Raw genomic sequence first — 11,165 nt, 5'->3', positions numbered from 1 at the left:
TACCTCTCCGTTTCGTATGAGGGAAAGAGAAAGCTGTGATAATGGATGAAAGAGACATATCAGTTATTTGTAGGAACATACAGCAGGCCGATCCGGTTTGGTACAGGGGAAATCCTAGAGGGCAGGGGAAAAGGAATTCATAGGTATACCTTTGATGCCAAAACGGGCACGTTGTATGAAAGTACCGCTCCGGCGCCGGCCGAAAACCCGTCTTATCTGGCGTTATCTTTTGACAAACAGTATTTGTATGCAGTAAATGAATTGAAAGAATACAAAAGTAAAGCGGGCGGGGCCGTGAGCGCTTATCGGATAGAGTCGGACGGTGGATTGCGTTTTCTGAACCAGAGGCCCACCGGTGGTGCCGACCCATGTTATGTTGGGCTTGACAGGGAAAGGCGTTGTCTTACAGTAGCCAATTTTACGGGAGGAAGCGTATGCAGCTACCCTCTGTGTGCGGATGGCTCACTGGGAAAAAAGGGCGTGATTATCCGGCATTACGGGCATGGAGCAGACCCTGTGAGGCAAAGCGCCCCGCACCCTCATGCGGCGGTTTGGGCTCCGGATGGAAAATATGTTATTGTAGCAGACCTTGGGACGGACGATCTGGCGGTTTATCGGGTGGACCGGGAAAACCGCGTCCTTTGTGCGGATGCGGTTCATAGCTTTTTTGTGGGCAGCAGGATGGGTCCGCGTGCCTGTGTGTTCGACCAAAGGGGCGAACGGTGCTATGTGCTCTGTGAGATATCCTCTGCAGTTATGACCTTTTCTTACATGGACGGAAGACTGGAATTTTTACAAGCCGTTCCTTCCGTGGCAGAGCCCGGCGGCGTGCCCAACAGCGGAGCTGACCTTCATCTGGCGCCGGACGGCCGCTTCTTGTATGTGTCCAATCGCGGACAGGACAGCATTACCGTCTTTTCGGTACAGGCAGACGGGACACTGCAATTGGTGCAGGCCGTGGGTTGCGGCGGCAGGACGCCGCGGAATTTTGCACTGGACCCCACAGGAGGGTGGGTGCTTGTGGGAAACCAGGACAGCGACAGCATTGCCGTGTTCAAACGGGACGTCCAAAGCGGAAGGCTGGCGCTGGAAAACAAAGCTTTTGCGCCGACGCCTGTCTCCCTTTTGTTCCGGGCATAGGCCGGGACGTTCTCTATACAGCAAAAACAAGGCTGAAAGCAATGCACGCAGCATTGCTTTCAGCCTTGTTTTTATATGCGATAACAGCGGAAAATATTTTGCGTTGGGTAAAATTATATCCATAACAAGAACTATATGATAGCCATAATAGCAATTAGCCGTTATATAGTATGAACCGGCTCCATGCATTACCTAAATTCCAGCGTCCATGAGGAAATGCCTTTTCTTCGCACAAAAGCATTTAAATCATTGCTAAACAAATATATTCTTCCGGACATTTGTTGCCGGACTTTTGCTTGTGTGCATTTTCTTTTCGCGGCAGTTCCCCGTGCTCAATATAAATAATTCACATCAAAATCATATCACGTTTTAAGCATGGAAAAAGACGCAGCTTTCTCTTGATGGAAGCTGCGTCTTTTTGGTGCGGGTAACAGGGGTCGAACCTGCACGTCGTAGACACCAGATCCTAAGTCTGGCGCGTCTGCCAATTCCGCCATACCCGCGCAATGTATTTATTTTACCAATCCGGCGGGGCGTTTGTCAATGCCCTGCCGTCAGCATTCGGTGATCAGGCGCGCGGTGGCTTCGATAAAAGCGTCTGTGTCCAGCGCCGGGTTTTTCAGTTGGCTTTGCACCAGCATGCCGTCCATCACAGTCAGCGTCAGCCAGGCCAGGTATTCACCGTCCGCACCGGGTTTACGCGCCGCGATCTTCTGCGCCAGTACGTTCTTAAAGTGAGCATACTTTTCCAGCAGCTTGTCCCGCACATCGCCTTTGCCCGAAACCGCCTCCGCAATCAGAAAAAGACGCATGCTGCCGCTTTTGTCGTATACTCCGCGGGAAAATGTATAGCGCAGCAGGCGGGGCAGGGAGGTATCCTTTTCTTCATTGTCTACCCAGGCAAGAAGGTCGTCCGAGAGCTTTTGCAGATACCGGTCTGTCAAATCGAACAAAATAGCGTCCCGGCTGTTGTAGTAATAGTACAACGTTCCCTTGCTGATGCGCGCGGCCCGGGCGATGTCTGCCAGTGAGATGTCGAAGAACGAGCGTTCCTCCATCAACGCGGCCGCGCTTTCCAGAATGCGTTCCCGTATTTGTGTGCCAAGCGGTGCAGCCATGGCGATCGCCCCCATCTTTTTCGTCTAATACAATAGTATAAAAGATGCTGGGCACAATGTCAAAGAAAGTTTACATTTCCCGTACAAACCGTACATTGACATTCCCTGCGGCGGGTGCTATCCTGAAAACGGAAGAAGTCGGTCGGTTGACCGACTGATAAAATCGGCAGGAAAGCGAAGGGGAGACGAATGCGGATACCGCTCAAAAAAATAAACCGTGCGCTGAAAAAGCGGTTCGGCGGGCGGGTGCAGGCTGTGGTGGAGCGCGGCGTGCTGGTGCTGCGCGGCAGTGCGGAGGATTGGGACGGCGTGGTTGCGGCGGGACGTCTTGCAGCCAGCCCCAAAAGCCGCTGGTATACGGTGAACGAGGTAACATGGCCGGGTGCGGCGCAAAGACAGCCAAAGCCTGTGCCGCAGACGGATGAAAGCCTGGCCGGACGCGCGCCGGACGTGCTGCTCATCGGCGCGGGCGTTACAGGCGCCGCCATCGCGCGGGAGCTGATGCGGTGGAATGTCGACCTGCTCTGGGTGGAAAAAGAGCACGATGTGGCGCTGCATGCATCAAGCCGCAATGACGGCATGGTGCATCCGGGTGTAGATCTGCATAAAGGTACGGCCAAATATCATTACAATCGTTTGGGCAACCGGATGTATGGCGGCGTGTGTGCCGCGTTGGGCGTGCCTTTCCGGCGCACGGGACAGTACCTGTGCTTCAAGGGCAGAGCAATGCGCCCGCTTCTGTACTTTACGCTGCCTTATTGGAAATGGCTGGGCCTCTCTGGTGTGCGCGTGCTGGGGGACAAAGCGCTGCATGCAGCCGAGCCGGGTGTGGATGAGGCGCTGCACTGCGGGTTGTTTTTTCCACAGGCGGGCATTGTCTGTCCTTACGGGCTGACCATTGCCATGGCGGAGAATGCCGTGCAGAACGGTGCGCACCTTTCGCTGGATACATGCGTGACGGGTATGGACGTGGAGAACGGACGAATCCTTGCCGTGCATACAAACCGGGGTACAGTGCGCCCGCGCATCGTCATCAATGCGGCGGGTGTGTTTTGTGAGGATATAGCGCAGATGGCGCAGGATCATTTTTTCTCCATCCATCCGCGCAAGGGAACAAATGCCATCCTGGACAAAAAGGCGAAGCGCATGGTACGCACCATTTATTCCGGCATGGGAACTACCGCCACCAAGACGGTCCATTCCAAGGGCGGAGGCATCGTTTCTACGGTGGACGGCAACGTGTTGGTGGGGCCCGACGCGGTGGAAACGCCGGAAAAAGAAGATTTTTCCACCAGCGTGCAAAGCGTGCGCGCCACGTTTGAAAAGCAGCGCCATGCCGCACCTGCGCTGCGTGAAAGCGATATCATCACCTATTTTACAGGCGTGCGAGCGGCGACGTATGAGGAGGATTTCATCATACGGCCCGGAATGTTCACGGAAAATATCATCCATGCGGCGGGCATCCAGTCTCCGGGGCTGACGGCCGCGCCCGCCATCGCGCAGGAGGTGGCGCGGCTGGCCTATGGACAGCTTTCCGCGACAACCCCGCCCGCGCGCAATGCCGCCTACGACCCGACACGCAGGCCCATACCGCATGTGGCGGGGCTGCCGGACGAGGCGAGGGCCGCGCTCATCCGCCAAAACCCGGATTACGGCGAGATCGTCTGCCGGTGCGAGGAAGTGAGCAGGGGAGAAATATTGGACGCGCTGCGCAGGCCGGTGCCCTGCGATACGGTGGACGGTGTCAAACGGCGTGTGCGCCCCGGCATGGGGCGCTGCCAGGGCGGCTTCTGCGGCCCGCTGGTGACAGCCATCATCGCGGAGGAAAAAGGCATATCGCTTGAACAGGTGCGCAAGTCCGGTGCGGGCAGTGCCCAACTGCTGCGCCCCACGAAACAGAGAGAACAAAAAACGGGAACGGAAGGAGGCACAGAGGATGGAGCGCTATGACGTCGTGATCGTGGGCGGCGGCCCGGCGGGGCTTGCAGCGGCGCTGGGCGCCCGGCGAGCGGGGGCAAAAACGCTGCTGGTGGAGCGCGAGGCACGGCTGGGCGGGATCTTGAAGCAGTGCATCCACGACGGATTTGGCCTGCTGCGCTTCGGGGAACGGCTCTCCGGCTGCGAATATGCCCACCGGTACATTGAAATGCTACGCGGCTGCGGCGCGCAGACCGCGCTGCTGACTTTCGTTTCCCGCATCGAAAAAAGCGGGGAAGGCTTTGTGCTCACGCTGGTGGGCAGGGAAGGGCTGCGGAAGGTGGAGGCCCGGGCGTTGGTGCTCTCCACAGGCTGCCGCGAGCGCACAGCCCGGCAGGTGTCCATACATGGTACCCGTCCGGCGGGTGTGCTCACCGCAGGTACGGCCCAGCATTACATTAACCGGATGGGGGAGATGCCCGCCCGGCGCTGCGTGATCCTTGGTTCCGGTGACATCGGGCTCATCATGGCCCGCCGGCTGACGCTGGAGGGCGCTCAGGTGTTGGGCGTATATGAGGCAAAGCCCACGCCCAGTGGGCTTTCGCGCAATATCAGTCAGTGCCTGGAGGATTTTGGTATTCCATTGTACACCAGCCATACCGTCACCCGCGTTTCGGGCAAAGAGCGGTTGGAACGCGTGACGGTGGCCGAGGTGGACGCGCGGATGCGTCCCATACCGGGCACGGAACAGGAGCTCGAATGCGACAGCCTGATCTTATCCGTGGGGTTGATCCCGGAAAATGAGCTGGCCGAGGCACTCGGCGTGCCTTTGGATGCACGAACAAAAGGGCCTCTGTGTGACCAGAGCTATATGACGCTGGTGCCGGGCGTTTTTGTGTGCGGTAACGCGCTGCATGTGAACGACCTTGTGGATTATGTTTCCGAAAGCGGCGAAGCGGCGGGCGCGGCGGCCGCGCGCTATGTTCCCGCGGCGTGCGGGTTGGCGGAGGTGTCGGCAGACGGCGGGTTTGGATATGTGGTGCCGCAGCGCATTGACACGACAAAGCCTGCCGGGAAAACAACTTTCTTCTTCCGTTCCCTTGCTGAACGCGGAAAAACGCGTGTTCGTATGCTGGCGGACGGCAGAGAACTTTGCAAAAAGACATATATGCAGCTTAAGCCGCCGGAGATGGAGCGGATGGTGGTGGACCTTTCGGGGGCCGGGCTGCATGCAGGCTCCCGGCTTACATTCGTGATGGAGGAGGCGGACACATGAAGCGGGAATTTACTTGCATCGTCTGCCCCAACGGCTGCCGCTTACACACCGAAGTGGAAAACGGCGCGGTGACGTCTGTGACGGGGAACCGCTGCCCAAAAGGGCGCGATTTTGCCGAAAAGGAATGCACCGCCCCCACGCGAAGTTTGTGCACCACGGTAAAAACGCTGGGGGGCGGCGCACCGGTATTGCCGGTGCGCACAGCGGGAGAATTGCCCAAGGAACGCCTGTTTGAAGCCATGGCTGTACTAAACGCGTATACGCAGACCGTGCCTGTATACTGTGGAGACGTCCTCATACCGGACCTTTTAGGCACGGGCTGCGCCGTTATTGCCACGGACGATTGGGCGCCTGAGGCGGCGGAGCTGAAATAAACCTGTGAATGCGTGTTGCGCTCGAAAAAGGTACAAAGGGGAACTCTTTGCCGTTCCATCCGACATAAAGGGAACCAGCAGACCTGCCGCAAGACGAACTTCCCATTTTTAAAAAGGAGGAGACGACCATGTCCAAGCCATATCGTGATTTTGAACCCAAATGGTACCACGGCGAGGTACCACCCACATCCTACCGCTCCATTTTCAAATGGGGCGCGCCGGATCAGATCAAACCGCCCAAGGAATCGCTTTATAAACTCGTGAAGGAAAAATTTGGCCTGACGGACGCGGACTTTGGCCACTATACGGAAAATTTAGGCCTGGACGCAGTGCGGTTCGATCTGCCCTGCACCATGGAACAACGTCGCCTGGATGCGTTTCGGGACATCGTGGGTGCGGAATATGTGCGCACGGACGATTACGCGCGCCTTTCCGTTGCATACGGCAAGACCATGTACGACATCCTGCGCCTGCGCAATCAAGTGGTGGAAAACGTACCGGACGCCGTGCTTTATCCGGATACAAAGGAACAGATCGAGCGAATTGTGGCTTACTGCGCGCAGGAAAAGATACCGGTTTATGTCTATGGCGGCGGCTCGTCCGTCACACGGGGCGTGGAGTGCATGAAAGGCGGTATTTCGCTGGATATGCGCCTGCGCTTCAACAAAGTGGTCGCCTTCAATGAAGTGGACCAGACCATCACCGTAGAAGCGGGTATGAGCGGCCCGAAGCTGGAGGACACGCTCAACAACGCTCCCCGGACGCTGGGCGCAAAGCGGGCGTACACCTGCGGCCATTTTCCGCAGAGCTTTGAGCATTCCTCCGTGGGCGGCTGGGTCGTCACGCGGGGCGCGGGGCAGAACAGCACCTACTACGGCTGCATCAGCGATATTGTGATGGGACAGGAGTATGCCACGCCCATCGGACACGTCAAAACGGATACTTACCCGCGCAAGGCCACCGGGCCGGACCTGGGGCAGATCATGATGGGCGGCGAGGGCGCGTTCGGCGTGCTGACGCATGTGACACTTAAGGTGTTCCGCCATATGCCGGAGACGGTTAAGCGCTTTTCCTATATGTTCCGGGATTGGGAGACGGCCCAGGCGGCCGCGCGGGAGATCATGCAGAGCGAGGCGGGTTTTCCTTCGGTGTTCCGTCTGTCGGACCCGGAAGAGACGGAGATCATGATGCGCATGTACGGTGTGGACGAAAGCCCGCTGCGGCACCTGTTTGATATGAGGGGCTTCAAAACGGGTGAGATGTGCCTGTATCTGGGCTTCACCAACGGAGAGAAGGGGTTTTCCAAAAACTGCGCGCAGAACGTAGCGCGAGTGTGCCGCAAATTCGGCGGTATGAGCCTGACGGGCTTTGTGACGAAAAGCTGGGAGCACGGCCGTTTCAGCGACCCATACCTGCGGGACACGCTGCAGGATTTCGGCCTTGTCATCGAGACCATGGAATGCAGCGTCAACTGGAGCAATATGAGCAGCGTACATGCGGATGTGCGCGCCTATTGCCATTCTCGCCCCAACACGATCTGCATGACGCATATGTCCCATGTTTACCCCCAGGGAGCGAACCTGTATTTTATTTTTCTGGCAAAGATGAGCAGCCTGGAGGAATTTAAGGCCTACCATGCGGGAATTCTGGACGCCATTCAGAAGAGCGGCGCGGCTATGAGCCACCACCACGGCATCGGCAAAATGTTCGGTCCGTGGCTGGAAGGGGCAGTGGGGCGGAATGAATATGGAGTCATCCGCGCGCTCAAACAGTACTTTGACCCTGACAATATCATGAATCCGGGCGGCACACTGGGACTGGATGTGCCGCAGGAGGAAAAGCGTTTTCTGAAGGCGCTGTGAAAGTGGTCCGGCAACTGTTTTAAATGGTCAAAAAAGACAAGAAAGAGCCTCTCAAAATTACTTTTGAGAGGCTCTTTTCCCGGAAACAGTTGAATATTGTGAAGATGCGTTGTATACTGTTTTTTATATGAAAGAGGAGAAAAGCCCGGGCACCGGGATGGAAGAGGAGACGCATCAATGGGCCAGCAGGAAGAAACAAGAAGCATCGCGGCACATGATTCCCTGACCAAGATTTATAATTTTACCGCATTTTGCGAGTCGTCCCGCAAGTATCTTCTGAGCGCAGGTGCGGGCCGCAGCATGGGCGTGATCTATGCAAACATTATTGATTTCAAGTCTGTAAATGAACTGTATGGTCTGCCGGAGGGAGACCGTATGCTGGGCGCCTTTGCAGATTTTTTGAAGCATCTGCCGCGGACCCGTGTCTGCGGCCGTATTTTTTCGGATAATTTCCTGTGCCTGTTTGAGCGGACGCCCGGCGTGGACCTGTACGATGAAGCGTTGGGCTTCGCAGGAGCGGTAGAGCGGTTTCTTGTGGGCCAGCAGCCGTTCCATCCGCGTTCAAAGCCGCAGATCGTCAGTGGCATCAGTGCGCTGGAGGGCGGCGGAGAGGGGCTTTCCGCGGCCATTGACGGTGCGAATATCGCGCACAAGGAGGCAAAAAAGAAGTATCGCACTGCCTGCGCTGTGTTTGATGAAGCACTCAAAGACGAGATGGCGCGCGCCATCCGTTTGCAGGCGGACCTGCAGGCGGCGCTGGAACGGGAGCAGTTCACTTTTTATTTGCAGCCCAAGGTAAACCTGCGTACGGGGCGTGTAGCGGGGGCGGAGGCTCTGGCCCGCTGGAAAAAACCGGACGGCACTGTAGCAGGCCCAGCGGAGTTTGTGCCGCTTTTGGAGCGCACGGGAAATGTGGAACAGCTGGATTTCATGATTTACGAGCAGGTATGCCGTTATCTGTGCGGGAGGCAGGCGGGAGACAGCATCGTTGTCCCCGTGTCTGTAAATGTGTCCCGCGCCCATCTGAAGGACACGGATTTCGTCCAAAAGGTAAAACAGCTGCTGATACGGTATGGCGTGCATCCGTCCTTAATGGAATTCGAGCTGACAGAGACCATGCTGGCGGAATCCATGGAAGAGGCGGCGGCTGTAATCCGCGGCCTGCGCGCACTGGGCTGCAAGGTATCCATTGACGATTTCGGCACAGGCTATTCCGCGCTCAATCTGCTCAAGGAACTGGAGTTTGATATCTTGAAGCTGGACGGCAGCTTTGTTTCGGGCGCTGCAGCGGAAGGCTATAAAAGCGATGTAATCCTGCGCAATATCATCCGCATGGCGGATGAGCTGTACATGACGGTGCTCTGCGAAGGGCTGGAGACGGCCGGGCAGGTGGAACGGCTGAATACGTTCGGCTGTACGCTGGCACAGGGCTACTATTTTGCACAGCCGATGCCTGCGGAAGCGTTCGAAGCGTTCGTACAGCAGGCGGGCGGCTATTGTGCGCTGCCGTGGGGCGGCGCAGATGGCGCGCAGCGGCTGCCTGACTACTGTGAAGCGTCCGCCCTGACGGACAGCGCCGTGCGTTCCATCACTCATTCGCTGTTTGACGCAGTGCCCTGTGCCGTGGCCGGAGTGGACCCTTCCAGCAGGCAGCTGCTGTTTGCAAACGAGCAGCTGTTCTCGCTGTGCGGGTATCCGCGCGGACAGATGGCGGAAATGGAGAAAGCATTTTTTGTCCATATTGCCACAGAGCCGGAGAAGGCCCGCCTTTATGCGGAAATGCGCCGTCAGTTCGGTACGGCGGGCCGGTGCGACACCAAGCTCCCTGTTCGCCGGGCAGATGGCAGCGTGATATGGGTACGCATGACGGCAACATATGCGGGCAGTCCGGAATGGGGCCGCTATCTGCTGTGCTTTTTCTACGATATCACCCGGGAGCAGACGGGAACGGCCGCAAAGTCACGCGAGATCAAGCAGCTTTCTGAGGAGCGGGATTTTTATGCGGGGATGCTCAGCAGCATCCCGTGTGCCGTCGCACAGTTCCGGGCCGAGGCGGACGGACGGTACCATGCCATTCATACGAATCTGGCCGGGGCACGGATACTGGGATACGAAAGCCTGGAGGACTTCTGGAGCCAGCCGGACCCGAATGTCCTCTCGTGCGTTCATCCGGACGACAGGCGCGGTGCGTTGGGCAATCTGTCCCGGCTGCGCCGCCCGGGCGACGCGCGCAGCTTCGAGTGCCGGCTGGTGCGCCGCGATGGTTCGGTGTGCTGGGTATCCGGGACACTTCAGATGCTGTCCGGCCCGGAGGGGTCCGTTATTCAAGTCGTGTTTTTGAATTTTACCAACAGACATGCGCTTCAAACACGGTTCGTGCATCACTACAAGCGCTTGGCGCGTGTGCTGGGGCAGGTTCTGTTTGAATATGAATACGGTACGGACATGCTTACCTTTGCCGGCGCTTCAGAATCGGGCTTGGAACTGCCGGAGCGCGCGCCGGCTTTCCTCGCCGAGGTCCATGCCGGGCGCTTTTCCCAGCCGTTCGCATCTTATGCGGCCTGTATCGCACAGGCGCTGGAGGAGGACGGCGATGATGTGTGCGGTGCGGAACGCCGGATTGAACTGCCCGGCGGCGGGATATGGGTGCGCGTTTCACTGGTGGCAGTGCGCGGCAGCAGCGGCGCAAGAGAGAGTGCTGTGGGCTGTATCATGGATGTCACGCCTCAGCACGAGGATCGGGCACGCCTGCTGCGCCTGACGCAGACGGACAGCCTGACGGGCGTTTTGAACAAGCGCACGACAGAGCAGCGCTGCCGTACGCTTTTGGAGAACACCCCCGGTGAAAAACCATTTGCACTGCTTTTGCTGGATGTGGACAACTTTAAGCAGACGAACGACCGTTACGGCCATCCAAAGGGAGACGCGGTGCTGCGCTGTTTGGGCGAAAATCTGTCCGGGCTGTTTCGCCGGGATGATGTGGTGGGCCGCGTCGGCGGGGATGAATTTTTGATGATGATGCCGGGCGCGGGCGGCGAACAGGCAGTGGGACGCGCGCGGAAGATCGCGCAGGAAATGTGCCGCTCCGTAAGCGTGCAATGCGGCGTGGACGTCTCCGGCAGCATCGGTGTTGTTTTGTCGAAGCCGGGAGCCTGCGCTTATGAAGAACTGCTGCGAAGAGCAGATTCCGCGCTGTATGCCGCAAAGGCGGCGGGCAAGGGATGCTACCGCGTATACGGCGGCGCGTGATGCGTGCGCGTCAGTTTCCGCCGGCTATCAGCATATCGATATATGCGCCGATCTCCTGTGCGCTATACAGCCCAGCTGCACGCACCTTTTCCCGCAGCATGCCCGGCAGGCTCTCATAATAGGCCCGCACGGAAGAATCCTCACGCAGGGCTGCTTCAAACACAGAGTCATTGTCTCCAAGATAAATGAACATAAAAAATCACCTCGGCCTATTATAGGCCGGGGTGAT

At 57.7% G+C, this 11,165-nt stretch carries 8 protein-coding genes and 1 tRNA gene; 6 read left to right on the top strand and 3 right to left on the bottom strand.

What is annotated here, in order from left to right; genetic code table 11:
- The first annotated feature begins 45 nt into the window (after positions 1 to 45).
- A complete protein-coding gene (locus TQ39_RS01955; RefSeq protein ID WP_050004352.1) occupies positions 46 to 1,140 on the top strand; it encodes a lactonase family protein in 1,095 nt (364 codons plus the stop codon).
- Between the two features lie 419 nt (positions 1,141 to 1,559).
- Here TQ39_RS01955 and TQ39_RS01950 read toward each other — a convergent pair.
- A tRNA-Leu gene (locus TQ39_RS01950) sits at positions 1,560 to 1,643 on the bottom strand.
- Positions 1,644 to 1,694: 51 nt separating this feature from the next.
- Complete coding sequence (locus tag TQ39_RS01945; protein WP_050004351.1) at positions 1,695 to 2,258, bottom strand: TetR/AcrR family transcriptional regulator; 564 nt, start codon at positions 2,256 to 2,258, stop codon at positions 1,695 to 1,697.
- Between the two features lie 189 nt (positions 2,259 to 2,447).
- On the opposite strand from TQ39_RS01945, the gene TQ39_RS01940 reads away from it, so the two are divergent.
- The 5 genes from TQ39_RS01940 to TQ39_RS01920 all read left to right on the top strand — a co-directional run bounded on the left by TQ39_RS01940 (position 2,448) and on the right by TQ39_RS01920 (position 10,936).
- Positions 2,448 to 4,208 (top strand): NAD(P)/FAD-dependent oxidoreductase, encoded by a 1,761-nt coding sequence (locus TQ39_RS01940; protein ID WP_050004350.1) that lies wholly within the window; start codon positions 2,448 to 2,450, stop codon positions 4,206 to 4,208.
- Entirely contained in the window at positions 4,195 to 5,451 is a 1,257-nt protein-coding gene (locus TQ39_RS01935) for an NAD(P)/FAD-dependent oxidoreductase (protein ID WP_009325911.1), read from the top strand. Before TQ39_RS01940 ends, TQ39_RS01935 begins: the two co-directional genes overlap by 14 nt.
- The gene (locus TQ39_RS01930; RefSeq protein ID WP_050004349.1) at positions 5,448 to 5,825 is read left to right on the top strand and encodes a DUF1667 domain-containing protein; all 378 of its coding nucleotides are present in this window, start codon (positions 5,448 to 5,450) and stop codon (positions 5,823 to 5,825) included. The genes TQ39_RS01935 and TQ39_RS01930 overlap by 4 nt, the downstream gene beginning before the upstream one ends.
- 128 nt (positions 5,826 to 5,953) lie before the next feature.
- Entirely contained in the window at positions 5,954 to 7,687 is a 1,734-nt protein-coding gene (locus TQ39_RS01925; RefSeq protein ID WP_050004348.1) for an FAD-binding oxidoreductase, read from the top strand.
- 177 nt (positions 7,688 to 7,864) lie between these two features.
- Positions 7,865 to 10,936 (top strand): EAL domain-containing protein, encoded by a 3,072-nt coding sequence (locus tag TQ39_RS01920; RefSeq protein ID WP_050004347.1) that lies wholly within the window; start codon positions 7,865 to 7,867, stop codon positions 10,934 to 10,936.
- A 10-nt stretch (positions 10,937 to 10,946) separates the two neighbouring features.
- Here the strand turns inward: TQ39_RS01920 and TQ39_RS01915 are convergent, their stop codons facing one another.
- The gene (locus tag TQ39_RS01915; protein ID WP_050004346.1) at positions 10,947 to 11,129 is read right to left on the bottom strand and encodes a hypothetical protein; all 183 of its coding nucleotides are present in this window, start codon (positions 11,127 to 11,129) and stop codon (positions 10,947 to 10,949) included.
- Positions 11,130 to 11,165: the final 36 nt, after the last annotated feature.

This window comes from Ruthenibacterium lactatiformans (genome assembly GCF_000949455.1).
Taxonomy (GTDB): Bacteria; Bacillota; Clostridia; order Oscillospirales; family Ruminococcaceae; genus Ruthenibacterium; species Ruthenibacterium lactatiformans.
The sequence above is the reverse complement of the archived record's forward strand: the minus strand, read 5'-3'. Positions and strand labels throughout refer to the sequence as shown.

Excerpts from the sequence above, each read along its gene's own strand:
- TQ39_RS01935 (WP_009325911.1), top strand. The coding sequence starts at position 4,195 with ATGGAGCGCTATGACGTCGTGATCGTGGGCGGCGGCCCGGCGGGGCTT.
- TQ39_RS01955 (WP_050004352.1), top strand. The coding sequence starts at position 46 with ATGAAAGAGACATATCAGTTATTTGTAGGAACATACAGCAGGCCGATC.
- TQ39_RS01945 (WP_050004351.1), bottom strand. The coding sequence starts at position 2,258 with ATGGCTGCACCGCTTGGCACACAAATACGGGAACGCATTCTGGAAAGC.
- TQ39_RS01925 (WP_050004348.1), top strand. The coding sequence starts at position 5,954 with ATGTCCAAGCCATATCGTGATTTTGAACCCAAATGGTACCACGGCGAG.
- TQ39_RS01930 (WP_050004349.1), top strand. The coding sequence starts at position 5,448 with ATGAAGCGGGAATTTACTTGCATCGTCTGCCCCAACGGCTGCCGCTTA.
- TQ39_RS01920 (WP_050004347.1), top strand. The coding sequence starts at position 7,865 with ATGGGCCAGCAGGAAGAAACAAGAAGCATCGCGGCACATGATTCCCTG.
- TQ39_RS01915 (WP_050004346.1), bottom strand. The coding sequence starts at position 11,129 with ATGTTCATTTATCTTGGAGACAATGACTCTGTGTTTGAAGCAGCCCTG.
- TQ39_RS01940 (WP_050004350.1), top strand. The coding sequence starts at position 2,448 with ATGCGGATACCGCTCAAAAAAATAAACCGTGCGCTGAAAAAGCGGTTC.